Source organism: Kitasatospora sp. NPDC036755, from assembly GCF_040636595.1.
Classification (GTDB): Bacteria; Actinomycetota; Actinomycetes; order Streptomycetales; family Streptomycetaceae; genus Kitasatospora.
The window spans coordinates 1-16,955 of the sequence record NZ_JBEZUT010000188.1; the positions used below are offsets into that span (position 1 = coordinate 1).

Annotated in this window: 13 protein-coding genes and 1 pseudogene; 10 read left to right on the forward strand and 4 right to left on the reverse strand. The window is 77.2% G+C overall.

Going from position 1 to position 16,955, the window contains the following annotated elements:
• The 7 genes and pseudogenes from AB0E96_RS25385 to AB0E96_RS25415 form a co-directional block, all read left to right on the forward strand.
• Positions 1-424: pseudogene (locus AB0E96_RS25385) on the forward strand (ROK family transcriptional regulator); the annotation flags it as partial.
• 91 nt (positions 425-515) lie between these two features.
• Positions 516-932 carry a helix-turn-helix transcriptional regulator gene (locus AB0E96_RS25390; RefSeq protein WP_359827595.1) on the forward strand — a complete coding sequence of 139 codons (417 nt, stop codon included), beginning with the start codon at positions 516-518 and terminating at the stop codon, positions 930-932.
• A gap of 79 nt (positions 933-1,011) precedes the next feature.
• Positions 1,012-1,473: a hypothetical protein gene (locus tag AB0E96_RS25395; RefSeq protein WP_359827596.1), complete on the forward strand. Its 462-nt coding sequence runs from the start codon at positions 1,012-1,014 to the stop codon at positions 1,471-1,473.
• Positions 1,470-2,174 (forward strand): glycerophosphodiester phosphodiesterase, encoded by a 705-nt coding sequence (locus AB0E96_RS25400; RefSeq protein WP_359827598.1) that lies wholly within the window; start codon positions 1,470-1,472, stop codon positions 2,172-2,174. The genes AB0E96_RS25395 and AB0E96_RS25400 overlap by 4 nt, the downstream gene beginning before the upstream one ends.
• Positions 2,175-2,426: 252 nt before the next feature.
• On the forward strand, positions 2,427-3,461 hold the full coding sequence (locus AB0E96_RS25405; RefSeq protein ID WP_359827599.1) for a winged helix DNA-binding domain-containing protein: 1,035 nt from the start codon (positions 2,427-2,429) through the stop codon (positions 3,459-3,461).
• 100 nt (positions 3,462-3,561) lie between these two features.
• Entirely contained in the window at positions 3,562-4,668 is a 1,107-nt protein-coding gene (locus AB0E96_RS25410) for an AI-2E family transporter (RefSeq protein WP_359827600.1), read from the forward strand.
• A gap of 59 nt (positions 4,669-4,727) precedes the next feature.
• Positions 4,728-5,600: a virginiamycin B lyase gene (locus tag AB0E96_RS25415; RefSeq protein WP_359827601.1), complete on the forward strand. Its 873-nt coding sequence runs from the start codon at positions 4,728-4,730 to the stop codon at positions 5,598-5,600.
• Positions 5,601-5,700: 100 nt separating this feature from the next.
• Here the strand turns inward: AB0E96_RS25415 and AB0E96_RS25420 are convergent, their stop codons facing one another.
• The 3 genes from AB0E96_RS25420 to AB0E96_RS25430 are packed head-to-tail and all read right to left on the reverse strand — an operon-like array spanning position 5,701 to position 10,269.
• The gene (locus AB0E96_RS25420; RefSeq protein WP_359827603.1) at positions 5,701-6,252 is read right to left on the reverse strand and encodes a GAF domain-containing protein; all 552 of its coding nucleotides are present in this window, start codon (positions 6,250-6,252) and stop codon (positions 5,701-5,703) included.
• Complete coding sequence (locus AB0E96_RS25425; RefSeq protein WP_359827605.1) at positions 6,236-7,156, reverse strand: S8 family serine peptidase; 921 nt, start codon at positions 7,154-7,156, stop codon at positions 6,236-6,238. The genes AB0E96_RS25420 and AB0E96_RS25425 overlap by 17 nt, the downstream gene beginning before the upstream one ends.
• Complete coding sequence (locus AB0E96_RS25430) at positions 7,153-10,269, reverse strand: adenylate/guanylate cyclase domain-containing protein (RefSeq protein WP_359827607.1); 3,117 nt, start codon at positions 10,267-10,269, stop codon at positions 7,153-7,155. Before AB0E96_RS25430 ends, AB0E96_RS25425 begins: the two co-directional genes overlap by 4 nt.
• A 339-nt stretch (positions 10,270-10,608) precedes the next feature.
• Between AB0E96_RS25430 and AB0E96_RS25435 the strand changes: the two genes are divergently transcribed.
• The 3 genes from AB0E96_RS25435 (at position 10,609) to lanKC (ending at position 14,780) form a co-directional block, all read left to right on the forward strand.
• Entirely contained in the window at positions 10,609-10,785 is a 177-nt protein-coding gene (locus AB0E96_RS25435; RefSeq protein WP_359827608.1) for a hypothetical protein, read from the forward strand.
• Positions 10,786-10,939: 154 nt separating this feature from the next.
• Positions 10,940-12,160, forward strand: coding sequence for an MFS transporter (locus tag AB0E96_RS25440; protein WP_359827609.1), 1,221 nt, complete (start codon positions 10,940-10,942; stop codon positions 12,158-12,160).
• Between the two features lie 85 nt (positions 12,161-12,245).
• Positions 12,246-14,780, forward strand: coding sequence for a class III lanthionine synthetase LanKC (gene lanKC, locus AB0E96_RS25445; RefSeq protein WP_359827611.1), 2,535 nt, complete (start codon positions 12,246-12,248; stop codon positions 14,778-14,780).
• Between the two features lie 2 nt (positions 14,781-14,782).
• On the opposite strand, the gene AB0E96_RS25450 is transcribed toward lanKC, so the two are convergent.
• Entirely contained in the window at positions 14,783-16,657 is a 1,875-nt protein-coding gene (locus tag AB0E96_RS25450; protein ID WP_359827613.1) for a BTAD domain-containing putative transcriptional regulator, read from the reverse strand.
• Positions 16,658-16,955 lie beyond the last annotated feature (298 nt).

Consider the following 16,955-nt stretch of genomic DNA (forward strand, 5'->3'; position numbering starts at 1 on the left):
GGTACCAGATGCCGAGGGCGTTCGGGAGGCAGGTGAGCGCGAGCGCGGTGAGGGCGGCGGGCCGGTTGTTCTGCCGGGCCACGGTGTACAGCGCGGGGACGCCCCCGCCGCCGAGGCCGCGGTACGGGCCGCCCTGGCGGTCGGCGCCGCGGGCGAGGGCTTCCTGGACGAACTCGCCGAGCGGATCGCGATCGGCGCGGCGAGCGTCTGCGTCGTGCTGGACCCGGGCTGCGTGGTGCTCGGCGGCGAGATCGGCCGGGCCGGCGGCCCGGAGCTGGCCGGCCGGGTGCAGCGGCGGCTGGCCCGGCTCTCCCCGCTGCGCACCGAGGTGCGGGCCGGCACGGCCGGCGGCGGCGCGGTGCTCGCCGGAGCCGTGCTCACCGCCGGGGACGCGGCCCGGCGCGACCTCTTCGGCGAGCCGTGACGGCCCTCGCGTGATCACCCCCGCCGCCGGTACGGCAGGATGGCGCGGGGGCGCCCGCCCCCGGACCCGGAACCACCGTCAGGAGACGCACATGGGCCAGCCCGAGGTGCCGGCCAACCCGTACCGCATCGGCGAGGCCGCGGCGCTGCTCGGCGTCAGCGCCGACACCATGCGGCGCTGGGTGGACGCCGGGCGGGTCGCCGCCGCGCGGGACGAGCACGGGCACCGGATCATCCCGGGGGCCGAGCTCGCCGCCTTCGCCCGGGAGCTGGCCCGGCCGGAGAACGCCGAGGCGGAGGGCCGGCCGTCCTCGGCGCGCAACCGCCTCCCGGGGATCGTCACCGACGTGCGGCTCGGCGACGTGGCCGCGCAGGTGGAGATCCAGGCCGGGCCGTTCCGGGTGGTGTCGCTGATCAGCCGGGACTCGGCGGAGGAGCTGAACCTGGTCCCCGGCGCACCCGCCACGGCGGTCATCAAGTCCACCAACGTGATGGTCGAACGACGCTGAGACCCCGGCGGGACGCCCACCTCCGGACGCCCGCTCCCGCATGCCCGCCACGAGCCCCGGAACCGAACGAGAGGCCCGGATGACACCCCCGCACCTGCCGACCACCCAGAGCGCCGTGCTCGCGATCGAGGCCGTGGCCGCCCGGCACGGCCGCACCGTCCGCGCCCAGCACGACATCGGCCACGACCGGACCTTCGCCGGGCTGGTCGGCCCGGAGCGGACGGGCGGCGGCCTCGACGGGGACCTGGACGACGCCCTCCCGCACGAGGCGCTGCTGGAGTTCGACGGCCGCCCCGCCGTCACCGTCCGGCTGTTCACCCACGACGAGGCCGCCGTGACCGTCGAGGGCATCGCCTTCGACGTCGACCGCGACCGCGTCCCCGGCTTCCTGAACGCCGTCTGGTCCGACCTGGTGCACGTCAGGGCGCGCACCTTCCCGCCGTCCACCACGCTGATCGTCACCGTCCCGGGGGAACCGAGCCACCGCGAGGCCATCGGCCCCCGCGACCTCACCCCCTGGCTCTCCGGAAGGATCCGATGAACGCCGCCGCCAAGCCGCTGGCCGTCGCCCACCGGGGCGACCCGTACCGGTTCCGCGAGAACACCCTGCCCTCCGTCGAGTCCGCGCTCGCCGCGGGGGCCGACGCCGTCGAGGTGGACGTCCAGCTCACCCGCGACCGGGTGCCCGTCCTGCTGCACGACCGCACCCTGGAACGGCTCTGGGGCGACCCGCGGCCGATCGACCGGGTCACCGCCGAACAGCTGGAGGAGCTGCGGCAGGGCCCGCTCGTCGTGCCCACCCTCGCGGAGGCGGTCAAGGCGGTGGCCGCCGCCGAGGGCCGCCGACTGCTGATCGACCTGGACGACGAGCGGCCGGTCGCCGCGACCTGGTCGGTGGTCACCGGGCTCGGGGTCGAACGGTCGGTCGCCTTCTGCGGGCCCACCACCGCCATGCTCGCGGTGCGCGAACTCAGCCCGGACGCCGAGATCGCGCTCACCTGGAAGCAGCCCCGGATGCCGGCGCGCGCCCTGCTGGACGACCTGCGCCCGCGCTACCTCAACCCGCCGTTCGGCCTGGTCACCCCCGAGTTCACCGCCGCCGCGGCGGACCAGGGTCTCGCCGTCTCCACCTGGACCGCCGACCTGCGCCGCACCATGCGCCGGCTGCGCGAGACCGGCGTCGCCTCCATCACCTCCAACCGGATCGACGTGCTGCGCTCGGTGCTGGACGGCCGCCGGTGACCGTGCTCGGCACCCGGGCGCTCGGCCGGGCCCTGCTGGCCCGTCAGCACCTGCTCACCCGCACCGACCGGTCGCCCGCCGCGGTCATCCACCACCTCGGCGGCCTCCAGGCCTCAGGGGCCTGTCGTCGAACTCGCGTCTGCGGGGCGACGTTGGGGCACGCACCTCGCCGCGTTGTCGTCGGTCGCCAATGGCCCCCAGCCTCCGGCCGGGAGGTGCCCCCACCGCAGTGGCTCCCTCCTCCGCCTTGCGATGCACGCACCCCAACGCCGCCCCGCCCGCCCTCCGGGCGGACGACGGGAGTTCGACGACAGGCCCCGGGCCGCGCCCCAGCCGCCCTACCTCGGCCTGCTCGCCCGGCTCGACGGCTTCGCGCCCGAGCGGCTGAGCACACTGATCGAGCAGCGGGCGGTGGTCCGGATCGCCCTCCAGCGCGGCACCATCCACCTGGTCACCGCCGAGGACTGCCTGACGCTGCGCCCGCTGCTCCAGCCGATGCTGGACCAGGCGCTGCGCACCACCTACGGCCGGCGGCTCGCCGGACTTGACCTGGACGCGCTCGCCGCCGAGGCCCGCGCACTGGTCGAGGCGGAGCCGCGCACCTTCCAGCAGCTCGGCGCGCTGCTGGCCGCGAGCCGTCCGGACCGCGACCCGGCCGCCCTCGCCCAGGCCGCCCGGTGCCGGCTGCCGCTGGTGCAGGTCCCGCCGCGCGGGCTGTGGGGGCGGAGCGGCCCGGCGGCCCACACCACCGCCGAGGCCTGGCTCGGCCGTCCGCTGGACCCCGATCCCTGCCCGGACGACCTGGTGCTGCGCTACCTCGCGGCCTTCGGCCCGGCCTCCGCCGCCGACCTGCGCAAGTGGAGCGGCCTCGGCGGCCTCGCCCCGGTGCTGCGCCGGCTCGCGCCGCGGCTGGCGGCCTTCCGGGACGAGCACGGCCGGCAGCTGTACGACCTGCCCGAGGCGCCCCGCCCCGACCCGGACACCCCGGCGCCGGTGCGGCTGGTGGCGCCCTTCGACAACCTGCTGCTCTCCCACGCGGACCGCACCCGGGTGCTGCCCGAGGAGTACAAGGACCGGGTGATGACCCGGAACGGGATCGTGCACGGCACGTTGCTCGTGGACGGGCTGGTCGCCGGGACGTGGCGGGCGGCCGGCGAGCGGGAGGTGGCCGTCGTCCCGTTCGCGCCGCTGCGGCCGGCCGACCGGGAGGCGGCGGGGGCCGAGGCGGAGCGGGTGCTGGCCTTCGCCGGCGGGGGCGGGACCGTGCGCTTCGAGACGCCCGGGTAGCCCGTTCGGGTGCTCCCGGCCGATCCGCCGCGCGGGCCGTCGGAACCTCTGCTGAGCTGGGGCGGTTCGGAGACGTCGACGACCCCCGGCGGAGGTGGCCGTGACCGTGGAGCGCGCGCCCGGCGAGCAGCGGCAGCCGGACCACCGCAGGCCGTACCTGATGCTGCCGCCCGGGTTGCGGCAGGCGGCGGCCTGGTCGGTGGCGGTGATCCTGCTGATCGCCGTCGCCTCGCTGGTGGTGTTCGCGCTGGTCGAGCTGCGGGCGGCGACGGTGCCGTTCGTGCTGGCGCTGCTCGGGGCCTCGCTGCTCTACCCGGTGGTGCCCTGGCTGGTGCGCCGGGGCGTGGGGCGCGGGCTGGCCGCCGGGCTGACCTGCACGGTGCTGGTCGCCGCGGTCGGCGGGGTGATCGCCCTGCTGGTCAACTCCCTGGTGCACAGCGCCCCGCAGATCGCCTCCTCGCTCCAGGAGGCCGGGGAGCGGCTGGCCGACTGGCTGGGCCCGCTCGGGGCGAAGATCCAGCACGCGCTGAGCAACGCCAAGGGCGAGACCAACTCGCTGGTCTCCACGCTCACCAGCGGGGTGCTCTCCGGGCTCGGCCTGCTCACCCAGCTGATCGCCGGCGCGGTGCTGTCGCTGGCCCTGGTGTTCTTCTTCCTCCGGGACGGCCACCGCACCGGCGACGCGATCCGCTCCTACCTGCCCGAGCGCAGCGCCACGACGGTGATCGCCTGCGCCGAGCGGGCCTTCGACGCGATGGCCGGGTTCATGCGGGGCACCACCCTGATCGCCCTGATCGACGCCGGGTTCATCACCGTCGGCCTGGTCGCCCTCGGCGTGCCGGGTGCCCCCGGGCTCGGCGCGCTGGTGTTCATGGGGGCGTACATCCCGTTCGTCGGGGCCTTCCTGTCCGGCACGGTCGCCGTCCTGGTGGCGCTCGCGGACGGTGGTCTCGGCACGGCGCTCTGGGCGCTCGGGGTGGTGCTCGCGGTGCAGATGATCGAGGGGAACATCCTCCAGCCCGTCATCCAGAGCCGGACGGTGGAGCTGCACCCGGCCACCATCATGGTCGCCGTGGTGGCGGGCTCCGGCATCGCCGGGATCATCGGCGCCCTGCTCGCGGTGCCGGTCTGCGCCGCCGCCATGGGCGTCGTCACGGTGCTGCGGGGCGACCCGGACCGGGCGGAGAAAGCGGTTGCCGGGCCGTGAGACGGTGTGCGAGCATCACTAATGCGACATGAGTCGCGATAGTGCTCGGGAGGGGCTGGATGGAACTGATCGACGTGGCCGAGACGGGCGCCGGGCCGTACGGAGTGGCCGTGGGGCCCGACGGGGGCGTCTGGTTCACGCTGGTGCACGCCGGGGAGGTCGGGCGGCTCGGCCCGGACGGGGCGGTGGAACGCTTCGGGCTCGGGGCGCCGGGGTGCGGGCCGGCGGTGATCACGGCCGGGCCCGACGGGGCGCTCTGGTTCAGCCGGATGCGCGACCACCGGATCGGACGGATCGACCCGGACGGGAGGACGGCCTCCTTCGCGGTGCCGGGCGTCGACCCCGGGCCGTACGGGATCGCCCCCGGGCCGGACGGGGCGCTCTGGTTCACCGAACTGAACGTCGACCGGGTCGGGCGGATCACCGTGCGCGGCGAGGTGACGGAGCACCCGCTGCCGTTCCAGGGGGCGTTCCCCTCGCTGCTCACCACGGGCCCGGACGGGGCGCTGTGGTGCACGCTCAACCAGGCGGACGCGGTGGCGAGGGTCGGCACGGACGGCGCGGTGACCGTCCACCGGCTGCCCACCGAGGGCACCGCGCCGGTCGGGATCACCGCCGGGGCCGACGGCGCGCTCTGGTACGTCGGCATCGGCGGCGGGCTGGTCGGGCGGATCACCGTGGACGGCGAGGTGACGGAGTACCCGCTGGCCGACCGTTCGGCCAAGCCGCACGCGATCACGGCGGGCCCGGACGGCCGGCTCTGGTTCACCGAGTGGGGCGCCGGCCGGATCGGGGTGCTCGACCCGGACGGGCGGCTCGACGGCCACCCGATCCCGGGCGAGGGCGCCGAGCCGCACGGCATCGCCGTCGCCCCGGACGGCACGGTGTACGCCGCGCTGGAGCGCGGGCAGCTCGCCCGGCTGAACGGCTGAGCGGCTGAACGGCTGAACGGTTGGGTGGCTGAGCGGTTGGGTGGCTGGGCGGTTGGGCGGCTGGGCGGCCGACGGCGCAGCGGCGCGCCCGGCCGGGCCGCTAACGTCGCAGCAGTTCCTCCAGGTCCGCCAGCAGCCCCAGGGCGGCGGCACGGTCCGGGGTCGGCTCCGGGGCGGGGGAGCGCTCGGCGATCACCCGCAGGGCGGCCGCCGCCTGGCGGGCGAACATCGCCAGCAGGTCCAGTTCGGGCAGGCTGGCGCGGGCCTGCGGGGCCGGGTCCAGCACCTCCAGGACGCCGAGCACCCGGCTGCCGTGGGTGAGCGGGGCGGCCATCAGGGCGGTCGGGACGTACGCGGTGGACTCGGCGAAGTCCCGGTCGAAGGTGCGGTTGGCGCCCAGGTCGTCGACCACCATCGGCTCGCCGGAGGCGGCCACCCAGCCGGCGATCCCCCGGCCGGCCGGGAACCGGCGGCCCACCAGCGACTCCTCGCCGCGCCCGGAGACGGCCTGGAAGACCAGCTCCCCGGCCGTCTCGTCGAGCAGGCAGACCGAGCCGGCCTGGGCACCGAAGATCGCCCGGGCGACGTCCACCACCGACTGGAGCAGCTCGCGGGCCAGCGGGTCGACGGCGGGGTCAGTGCTGAGGGTCATCGGGCGCCTCCGGGGTGGGGGTGGAAGGAACCAGGACGGTGTCAGGAGCGGGAACGCGGACGGCGGAACCGTCGGGGACGGCGGCGGGGACCCGGACGTTGGCCGCGGTCAGGTAGAGCGCGCTCTTCAGCTGGAAGGTGGTCAGCCGCGGCCGCCGGGACAGGATGCGGGCACAGAGCCCCGCCACGTACGGGGTCGCGAAGCTGTTCCCGGTGGTGCGGATGGTGGCGCCGCCGAGCCAGGGCACCCGGACGTTCTGGCCGGGGGCGAAGAACTCCACCGGCGGCTCCGGGTTGTACAGGTGCAGCCGCGGATCGTCCTCCTGGTGGCTGCCCACCGAGATGACCGAGGAGAACCGCCAAGGGTAGCTCTCCACCGGGGTGTTGTGGGCCGAGGCGACGATCGCGGTACGGGCGAAGAAGGCGTCGTCGGCGATCGCGTGCAGCTGCTCCAGGAAGCGGGTCCGGGTGGTGGAGAGGCTGAGGTTGACCACGTCGAAGCCCTGGTCGACGGCCCAGCGCAGCCCGGCGATCAGCATGTCGCCGGTGCCGGTGAAGCGCTCGCCGAGGACCCGGACGCTGTAGAGCTCGCAGTCCGGGGCGGTGCGGCGGATGATGCCCGCGCAGGCGGTGCCGTGCCCGCAGGTGTCGCCGGCGGTGTCGGGCCGGACGGCGAGCTCCCGGGTGACGGGGTCCTTGACCACCGCCCAGGAGCCCTGCAGGGGCCCGACCAGCGGGTGGTCGGGCTCGACCCCGGAGTCGACCACGCAGACCCGCACGCCCTTGCCGGTGCCCCCGCCCTCGCCGGCGCCCTCCTCGCCGGGGGCGACGGCGTCGGCGAGCACCGGGAGGTCGGCGGGGCCACGGTCGCGCAGGCTCCAGGTGAGGCCGGCCGGGCCGCTCACCGGGTGCCCCCGAGCCGCTCGGCGCGCCGCACACCCGGCAGGTGGCCCTTGGCGGCGAACCGGTCCCGGGCGGTGGCGGCGACGACCGCGGCCTCGGCGGGACGGTCGAGCAGCAGCAGGGCGTGCGCCCGGTCGAGCGCGGTCAGCGCCTGGAGCAGCAGCGACTCGGTGGCCTCGGCGCCTGCCAGGGCGGCGGCGGTCAGGTCCAGCGCCGGTGCCGCCTCGCCCCGGGCGGCGGCGAGCCGGCCGCGCAGCGCGTCCAGTTCGATCGCGAGCACCGGCGGCAGCGCGGCGACGGCGTCCGCGCCGTCCAGGTGCCGGGCGGCCTGGGCCGGGCGGTCGGTGTCCAGCAGGACCCGGGCGGTGGTCAGGGCCAGGCGCGGCAGCGGGGCGGCACTGCCCTGGTGGCGGGCGATCTCGGCGGCGTCGGCGAGCAGGTCCAGCGCCTGGCCGCTCTGCCCGAGCGCGGCCGCCGCCTGGGCGGTCAGCGCGGGCAGCGCGACCATGGCCTCGGCCAGCGACAGCTCCCCGGCCAGGCCGTTGGCCTCGGCGAGCAGCAGCTCGGCCTCCTCGGGGCGGTCGCGCAGTGCCAGCAGGACGGCCAGCGGGCCGTTCAGCGCGATCCGGACGGTCCGCCGGCCGGTGCCGTGCTCGGCGAGCAGGGCACGCAGCCGGAAGGTCGCGTCGGGGACGGACGCTGGGCCGGCCAGCAGCGAGGCGGCCAGCGCGGCCAGGACGGCGGCCCGGTCCAGTTCGGCGTCGGTGCGGCAGGCCCGGTCGAGGGCCTCGTCCAGCAGCTGCTCGGCGTCGGCGTGCCGGCCGGCCAGCAAGTGCTCCTCGGCCAGCCGCAGCCAGGCCCGGGCCCGGCCGAGGTCGTCCCCGGTGTCGGTGAACAGCGGCAGCACGGCGCGGGCGGTCGCGGCGGGCTGGTCCGGGCCGGGCGGCAGGCCGCGGCCTGCCAGCGCGAGCCGGGCGTGCGCGGCGTCCAGCGGGTCGGCGGCCGCGTCCCGCACCTGGGCGAGGACGGGCAGTGCCTCCTCGGTGCGGCCGAGTGCCAGCCGGGCCTCGCCGAGGCGGCGCAGTGCGGGCCCCGCGGCGCGCTCGCCCGGGTAGTGCAGCCGGACGGCGCGCTCCAGCAGGTCGGTGGCGGCGGGCAGGTCGGCGCGGGCCAGGGCTCCGGCCCCGGCGGCGCCGAGGGTGGCGGCCGCGCGGGTGCGCAGCACGTCGGTGCGGGTGTCCAGCAGCCCGAGTTCGAGCCGGTAGCGGTGGGCGCGCTCCAGGTGGCCGCCGACGGACGCGTCCCCGGTGGAGCGGACGGCGGGCAGGTCGGCGGCGCGCTCGTGGCGCTCCGCGCGGGCCCGCTTGGACATCGACTGGTAGACCGTCTCCTGGACCAGGCCGCTGCTGAACCGGTAGCCGGTGCCGTTCGGTTCGACCAGCCGCAGCTCGGCCAGCCGGGCCAGCGCGGCGTACAGCCGGGGCGGGGTGTCGTCGCCGCCGGCGGCCGGGCCGACCGGCAGGCCGTCGATCGGGCCGGTGAAGACGTCGTCCTGCGGGTCGGCGAAGGCGTCCTGGTCGCTGCCGCCGTCGGCGAGTTCGGCGAGTTCGGCGGCGGTGAAGGCGCGGCCGAGGACGGCGGCGAGGTCGAGGGTGGCGCGCTCGTCGCGCTCCAGCCCGTCGATCCGGGCGCTGAGCAACGCCCGTCCAGTGGGCGGCAGTTCGTCGGCCGGGGCGGGGCCCTCGGTCTCGGTGAGGGCGGCCAGCAGCTCCTCCAGGTGCAGCGGGTTGCCCTCGGCGCGCTCCAGCAGCCGGGTGGGCACCGCGTCCTGGTGGGCGCTGAGCTCGGTCAACTGGGCGGCCAGCAGGGCGGATTCGTCCCAGGACAGGCCGCCGACCGGCAGCGCGGGCAGCTCCGGCCGGGCGGCCGGGAGCTCGGGCCGGGCCAGGCAGAGCAACAGGACGGGGGCCGTGCCGAGTTCGGCCGTCAGCAGCTCGGCGGCGTCCAGCAGCACCGGGCCGGCCCACTGGCAGTCGTCCAGGACCAGGACGGCCGGGCGCTCGACGGTGCGGCCGCGCAGGATCGCGGCCAGCAGCTCCAGCGAGCGGCGGGCGTCCAGGCCCGGCGCGGTCGCCTCGGCCAGCCGGGCCAGCGCCTCGGCGGGGGCGGCGCCCTCGGGCTCGTCCAGCAGTGTGCGGACCGCCTCGGCGAGCGGCGCCAGCACGCCCTGCTCGCCGAAGCTGCGGCAGCGGGCGGTGCCGCAGCGCGCGCTGCGCCGGCCCACCCGCTCGCGCCACTCGCGCACCAGCCGGGTCTTGCCGATGCCGGCCTCGCCGGACACCAGCAGCAGCTCGGCCCCCTCACCGCCCGCCACCCGGGCCAACGCGGCGTCCAGGCGGTCGAGTTCGCGCTCCCGGCCGACCAGCGGAACGTCGAAGCGGCGCAGCAGCTCCGGGTCGTCCTCGTCCAGGCCGACCAGGCGGTAGGCGGTGACCGGCTCGGTCTTGCCCTTGAGCTGCAGCGGGCCGACCTCGTCGACCTGGGCGGCCGGGCCGGCCGCGCGCAGCGTCTGCGGGCCGATCAGCACCTGGCCGGGGGCGGCCCGGGTCTGCAGCCGGGCGGCGATGTTCACGGTCTCGCCCGAGATCAGCGCCTGGCGGGCCGAGGCGTCCGAACCCGCCACCACCTGGCCGGTGTTGACACCGATCCGGACGTCCAGGCGCACCCCGAGGGTGGCGTCCAGCTCGGTGTTGAGGTCCTCCAGGTCCTCCAGCATGGCGAGCGCGGCGGCCAGCGCCCGGTGGGCGTCGTCCTCGCGGACCACCGGGACACCGAACACGGCCATCACGGCGTCCCCGATGAACTTCTCCAGGGTGCCGCCGTGCGCCTCGATCCGGCGGTGCATCCGCTCGAAGTAGCGCAGGATCACCTCGCGCAGGGTCTCCGGGTCGAGCGTCCCGGACAGGGCGGTGGAGTCGACGAGGTCGCAGAAGACCACCGTGACCAGCTTGCGCTCCTCGGCGGCCAGGTCGAGCGCGGCGGCGCGGGGGGTGCCGCAGGAGGGGCAGAACTGGTCGTTGGTGCCGACGAGCTGGGCGCAGAGTGGGCAGGGCATGGTGGCCGTCCTTCGGTCGTCCTTCGCAGTGCGGGGTGTGCGCGGCGGGGCGGAACGGGTGGGCGCGGGCGTTCCCGGTCAGCGTCGCGGGGCGGGCTTCGGGAGCGGTTCGGGAACGCCTGGCGAACGGTATGGCCGCAGGTGGGGCGGGGTGCGAGGGCTGCCCGGCAGGGCCTGCCGGGGGTCGCGCGGGCCGCCGCGACCACGCCGACCTGCGGACATACCGGCGCCCAACCGGCTCCGAAGCCGCGCCCAGCCGGCCCTCCCCACCATGGTGGGCGACGGCGGGCCTCCGCTCGTCGGATCCGTGACCACCCCCATGCGGAAGGGAGTTCGACCATGGCCGAGAACATGGAGCAGCAGAACGTCGGCGAGAACGGCGAGGAGACCCCGGAGGTCGAGGCGCACGTGGCCAACGTCCTGGACCTCCAGGCGATGAAGATCCAGAGCGAGTCCTCCGACGGCATCTGCTTCAGCCTGATCAGCTACGTCCACGGCGCCGAGACCACGGTCTGACCGGAGTCCGGACACACCGTGCCGTCCGCGGGGGCGGACGCACCGCCGCCCCGGCCGTCGGCACCGCAAGGCTTCCGGGGCGGTCCCGTCGCGACGGGACCGCCCCGGCCCGATGACAGCAGCACCCGGCGGCACCCGACCACGGAGGACGGCCATGGAACCCACCCCGCTCGCCCGCAACCGGGACTTCCGGCTGCTCTGGGTCGGCGGACTGCTGGCCTCGCTCGGCTCCCAACTCGCCTCGATCGCGCTGCCGTTGCTGGTCCTGCGGGAGACCGGATCGGCCGCCCGGGCGGGCGCCATCGGCACCGTCTCGGTCGGCGCGCTGCTGCTCACCATGCTGCCCGGCGGGGTGCTCGCCGACCGGATCGAGCGCCGCCGGCTGATGCGGATCTGCGACGTCCTCAGCCTGCTCGCGGTCTCCGCCCTGGTCGTCGCCGTGCTGCGCGGCCGCACCCCGCTGCCGCTGGTCCTGCTGGTCGCCGCCGCCGGGGCGCTGATCTCCAGCGCCTACGGGCCGGCGGCCGGCGCCCTGCTGCGGGCGGTGGTGCCCACCGACCAGGCCCGCGAGGCCTCCTCCCGGATGCAGGCGCGCGGCGCCGCCGCCCGGCTGGTCGGGCCGCTCGGCGGCGGGGCGCTGTTCGCCTGGCACCCGGTGCTCCCGTTCCTCGCCGAGGGCGTGGGACTGCTGCTGTCCACGGTCTGCGTGGCGCTGATCCGGACCCGCGCACGGCCCGCCGCGACGAGCGGACCGGTGTTCAGCCGGGCCGAGCTGACCGCCGGACTGGCCTTCATCTGGCGCCGGCCCTACCTGCGCACCCTGCTGCTGATCTTCGGCCTGGGGATGAACTTCGCGTTCAGCGCCCTGATGTTCGCCACCCTGGCCGTGGCCTCCGACGGCGGCCGCTCCGGCCTGGGCGGCGGCACCGTCGTCTCCTGCACCGCGGCCGGCGCCCTGGCCGGCGCGCTGCTGGCCCCCCGGCTCAGCGCCCGGGCCCGGGACGGCAGCCTGGTCGCGCTGGCCTGCTGGGCCTCCGCGCTGACCGCCGGGGTGCTGGTGCTGACCCGGGCCCCGCTGCTGATCGGGCTGCTCTGCGCGGTCTGCATGTGCCTGTCCACCGTCGCCAGCATCGGCTTCGTCTCCGGCATGCTGCTGGCCGCGCCGCGCGACCGGATCGGCCGGGTGCAGAGCGCGGCCGGATTCCTGTCCACCCTGGTCCAGCCGTTCGGCCCGCTGGTCGGCGGCGCCCTGCTCGGCTCGGTCGGCGGCACCCGGACCTTCGCGGCGCTGGCCCTCGCCATCGCGCTCTGCGCGGCCGTGGTCACCTGGGCGCCGCCGGTCCGGCGCGGACCGGCGCTGCTCCCGGCCGTCTGAACCCCGCCGCCGGACCCGCCCGCTCCCGGAAGACCCCGGAAGGCCCCGGAAGACCCCGAACGAACTCCGGAACAGGAGGCCCGCCTTGGCCGGCGCCCACGAGACCCAGCTGTACTGCCTCGCCGACCCGACGTACTACGACACCCCCGGACGGCTGCGCGACCGGGCGGAGCGCTACCCGCTCGGCCTCGGCGAGCCGCCCGAGGGCTGGCGGCGGGAGCGGCGCGGGCTGTGGACGGCGCTGCGGCCCGACGGCGCCCGCCTGCCGGAGCAGGGCTGGAAGCTGCACGTGTCGGCGGCGCCGGACGGCGCCGAGCGGACGCTGGCCGCCGTCGCGCGGATCTGCCTCGCCCGCCGGACGGCGTTCAAGTTCCTGCGCAGCCCCGCGGCGCTGCGGGTGACGAACGGCAAGTACATGGGCCGGGGCGGCAGCGGCAAGTTCATCACCGTCTACCCGGCCACCGAGGGCGAGTTCCTCACGCTGGCCGAGGAGTTGGCGCAGGCGCTGGACGGCGTCCCCGGGCCGTACGTGCTCACCGACCTGCGGATCGGGAACGCCCCGGTGTACGCCCGCTACGGGGCCTTCGTCGAGCTGTGGTGCCAGGACGCGACGGGCCGGACCGTCCCGGCCCTGCGGGACCCGTCCGGCACGCTGGTGCCGGACCCGCGCGAGCCGGTGTTCCGGCTGCCCGGGTGGGTCGAGCCGCCGGCCGCGCTGCGCCCGTACCTGGCCGCCCGGTCGGCGGCCGGCGGGGACCTGCCCTACCGGATCGTCGACGTGCTCCAGTTCTCCAACGCCGGCGGCATCTACCTCGCCGAACGGCCCGGCGGCGAGCGGGTGGTGCTGCGCGAGGCCCGCCCGCACACCGGGCTGGACGGCACCGGGACGGACGCGCTGACCAGGCTGCGGCGCGAGCAGTGGGCGCTGGAGCGGCTGGCCGGGCTGGCGTGCGTGCCCCGGCTGCACGAGGTGCGCACGGTCTGGGAGCACACCTTCCTGGTGCAGGAGCACATCGAGGGCGTCCAGTTGTTCGCCGAGGCGATCCGCCGCTACCCGCTGGTGCACCAGAACTGCACCGCCGGGCAGCGCGCCGAGTACGCCCGGTGGGTGGGCGGGGTGGTGGCGGGGCTGGAGGAGGCGCTCGGCGCGCTGCACGCGCGCGGCGTGCGGTTCGGGGACCTCCACCCGGCCAATGTGGTGCTCCGGCCAAACGGTTCCGTGGTGCTGGTCGACTTCGAGTACGCGGCCGCGCTGGACGACCGGCGGGTGCCGACGGCCGGTGCGGCCGGACCGCGCGTACCGCCCGGGCTGGACGGCGCCGAGGCGGACCGCTACCTGCTGTGGGTCACCTGGCTGATGCTGCTGATGCCGGTGATGGAGCTCGCCGACCGAGACCCGGGCAAGCTCCCGGCGCTGGAACGGCGGGCCCGTGAGTGGTTCGGACTGGGACCGGAGGAGGGGCCGGTGCGCCCTGGAGCGGTGCTGCCGTCGGTGGAGTCGGTGACCGAGCGGCGCGGACGGGAGCTGCTGGACGGGCCCGCGCTGGGCCCGGCCCGCCGGGAGCTGGTCGCGGGCATCCACGCGGGGGCCACCCCGGACCGGCCGGACCGGCTCTTCCCCGGCGATGTGGCCGGCTTCGCCGACGGCGGCACGGGCGTGGCGCACGGCGCGGCCGGGGTGCTCCACGCGCTGCACCGGACCGGGGCCGACTGGCCGCAGGAGTACGCGGACTGGCTGGTCGCGGCCGTGCGCCGACGGGCCGGGCGCCCGGGGGCCGGCGGGCTGTACGACGGCCCGCTCGGCACCGCGCTGGTGCTGGCCCGGATCGGCCGGACGGAGGCGGCCGCGGAGCTGGTCGAGCGGGCGCGCACCGCCCGTCCGGCGCGGGAGGCGGGCCTGTTCGGCGGCCGGGCCGGCGCGGCGCTCGCCCGGCTGCGGCTGGCCGAGGCCCTGGACAGCCCCCGGGAGCTGGCCCACGCGCTGGACGACGCCCGGGAGTTGGCCGCGGCGCTGGGCGGCGCTCCGGTGCCCGGGCTGGACGAGCCGGCGGCCGCCGGGCTGCTGTACGGGTCGGCGGGCATCGCGCTGCTCCAGCTGCGGCTGTACCGACGGACCGGCGAGCGGTGGCTGCTGGACTGCGCGCGCACGGCGCTGGAGCGGGCGGTGGCCCGCTGCGTGCGGGTGCCCGACGGCTCCCTTCAGGTGCTGGAGGCGGGGCGCCGGCTGGCCTACCTGGACCGGGGCAGCAGCGGGATCGCGCTGGTGGTGCGGGAGTTCCTGGAGCACGCGGAACTGCCGGGCGGGGAGGCCTTCCTGGCGGACGTGCGAAAGGTCTGCGCGCCCGGGTTCATCCGCGAGCCGGGGCTGTTCCGGGGGCGGGTCGGGCTGACGCTGGCGCTGGACCGGCTGGGCGGGGCGGCGGCCCGGGAGGCCGTGCTTGGGCAGGTGCGCAAGCTCCAGTGGCACCTGGTGGCCCGGCCGGAGGGGCTGCTGGTGCCGGGGATGCGGCTGCGGCGCTTCTCGGCGGACCTCCACACCGGCGCGGCCGGGGTGCTGCTGGCGCTGTCCGCCCTGGAGGAGGAACGGGCGGACGTGCTGGACCTGTTGACCCTGGGGTGACGCTAGCCCCCGACGGCCCCCACCGCCTGCACCGCGTGCTCCCGGGCGTGCAGGTGGGTGAGCCGGGGCAGGGCGTACAGCGCCGCGTGGGCGGTCACCTCGCCGGTGGGGGAGGTGACCGCCCCGGTGTCGGTGAGCGCCTCCAGGGTGCGCAGGGCGAGCCGCTCGGGCCGGCCGAGGGCGGCGGCGGCCTCCGGGAGGGTGAAGAGCAGGGCGAGCGGCAGGGCGGCGAGCCGGGCCAGGGCCAGCCGGCCCTGGTCGGTGAGGTCGTGCCAGCCGGAGTCCAGCCGGGCGCGGACGGTGACGTCCCCGGCGACCAGCTCGTCCAGGGCGCCCGCCGGGTCCTCCAGCCGGGCCGCGTACTCGGCGAGCGGGAGGTGGCGCAGCACGGCCAGCCGGGTGCCCGCGACCCGTACGGCGAGCGGCAGCAGCCCGCAGGCGGCGACGATCCGGGCGGCGGCCGCGCGGTCGGCGCCGGTCCGGCCGGTGCCGACGATGCGGCCGAGCAGGTCCAGGGCCTCGGCGGGGGCGAACGGCGGGACGGCGATGCGGCGTACCGAGGCGAGGCCGGCCAGTTGGCTGCGGGAGGTGACCAGCACGGCGCTCGGGCCGAAGCCCGGCAGCAGTTCGCGGACAACGGCCTCGCCGGGGGCGTCGTCCAGGATGAGCAGCAGCCGGCGCCCGGCGAGCGAGGCCCGCCAGAGCGCGGCGGCCTGCGCCGGGTCGCCGTGGCCGTGGCCGTGGCCGGGCCGAACGGTCCCTGGGGGAGGCGAAGTCGGGGCGCCCGGGCGGCCGGTGAGGGCGGCGAGTTCGGCGAGCACCTCGGGCAGCGGGCGGGCGGCGCCGTCCTCGGTGCGCAGCCGGACCAGCACCCGGCCGTCCGGGAAGCGGTCGGCGAGCAGGTGGCCGGCGTGCACGGCGAGTGCGGTCTTGCCGCTGCCGGCCGGGCCGGAGAGCACCGCCACGCGTCTGCCTCCGTCGCCCAACTCCTCGACGAGGTCGCGCAGTTCGTCGGATCTCCCGGTGAAGTCGGCGGTGTCGGCGGGCAGCAGGGCGCCGGGCGGGGGAGTGCCGCGCTCCGAACGGGCGGCGGTGGTCCGGGAGCGGCCGCGGGCGAGCAGCTCGCGGTAGCGGGCGGTCAGTGCCGGGCTCGGCTCCAGGCCCAACTCCCGGGCGAGCAGCTGGCGGTGGGTGTCGTAGACGGCGAGCGCCTCGGCCTGGCGGCCGGAGAGATGGAGGGCGTTCATCCGGGCGGCCTGGAGGCGTTCGCGCAGCGGGTGGCGTTCGGCGAGCTCGGCCAGGTCCTCGGCCACGGCGCCGGCGTTGCCGAGCTCCAACTCGGTCTCCGCCCAGTCCTCGTGGACGCCCAGGCAGCGGGCCTCCAGCCGGTCGGCCTCGGCCTGGACGGCGGGGGAGCAGCGCAGGTCGGCGAGCGGCGGGCCCTGCCAGAGGTCGAGGGCCTGGCGCAGCAGCCGGGCGGCGGGGGCGAGCGCTCCGCCGTCGGCGGCGGCCCGGCCGGCCCGGGCGAGGGCGCGGAAGCGGAGCAGGTCCAGCTCGGGCTCGGCGGCCCGCAGCTGGTAGCCGGCGGCCGAGTGCACCAGCCGGTCGGGTCCGTCCTCGCGGCCGAGCAGGGTGCGCAGGGTGCAGATGTACACCTGGAGGTTCTTCCGGGCGGTGCGCGGCGGCTCCTCGGGCCAGACCGCGTCGGTGAGCAGGTCGACCGGCACGGCGGTGTTGGCCCGGCTCAGCAGGACGGCCAGGACCAGCCGCTGCTTCAGCGGTCCGAGGGCCAGGGGGCGGCCGCCGGCCTCGCCGGCCAGGGGGCCGAGGACGGCGAAGCGCAGCCGGGCGGGGGCGACGGGCTGGGCCAGGGGCATCGGCGTACCTCCGGGGCGTGGGCGGCGGCAGTGCGGCGGGGCGGCACTTCGGCCGTGGCCGGGGCGTCGGCCACGGCGGGAACGGCGGAGCGGCGGAACGGTGGAGCGGTGTGGCGTGGGCGCAGGCTACTTGACGGCCGATCGGCGCTGAAGGGCACGGAATCGACCGGGTCCGGTCACGCCGGGCACCCGACCGGGGCGTCGGCGGACGCGGCGGAGGGTGCCCTTCGTACGGCCGTGCCGATGGACAGCAGGGTGGTGACCACCAGGTACCAGATGGTGGCGACCATCAGCATCG

Excerpts from the sequence above, each read along its gene's own strand:
- AB0E96_RS25405 (WP_359827599.1), top strand. The coding sequence starts at position 2,427 with ATGCACGCACCCCAACGCCGCCCCGCCCGCCCTCCGGGCGGACGACGG.
- AB0E96_RS25450 (WP_359827613.1), bottom strand. The coding sequence starts at position 16,657 with ATGCCCCTGGCCCAGCCCGTCGCCCCCGCCCGGCTGCGCTTCGCCGTC.
- AB0E96_RS25395 (WP_359827596.1), top strand. The coding sequence starts at position 1,012 with ATGACACCCCCGCACCTGCCGACCACCCAGAGCGCCGTGCTCGCGATC.
- AB0E96_RS25390 (WP_359827595.1), top strand. The coding sequence starts at position 516 with ATGGGCCAGCCCGAGGTGCCGGCCAACCCGTACCGCATCGGCGAGGCC.
- AB0E96_RS25400 (WP_359827598.1), top strand. The coding sequence starts at position 1,470 with ATGAACGCCGCCGCCAAGCCGCTGGCCGTCGCCCACCGGGGCGACCCG.
- AB0E96_RS25430 (WP_359827607.1), bottom strand. The coding sequence starts at position 10,269 with ATGCCCTGCCCACTCTGCGCCCAGCTCGTCGGCACCAACGACCAGTTC.
- AB0E96_RS25415 (WP_359827601.1), top strand. The coding sequence starts at position 4,728 with ATGGAACTGATCGACGTGGCCGAGACGGGCGCCGGGCCGTACGGAGTG.
- AB0E96_RS25420 (WP_359827603.1), bottom strand. The coding sequence starts at position 6,252 with ATGACCCTCAGCACTGACCCCGCCGTCGACCCGCTGGCCCGCGAGCTG.
- AB0E96_RS25435 (WP_359827608.1), top strand. The coding sequence starts at position 10,609 with ATGGCCGAGAACATGGAGCAGCAGAACGTCGGCGAGAACGGCGAGGAG.
- AB0E96_RS25440 (WP_359827609.1), top strand. The coding sequence starts at position 10,940 with ATGGAACCCACCCCGCTCGCCCGCAACCGGGACTTCCGGCTGCTCTGG.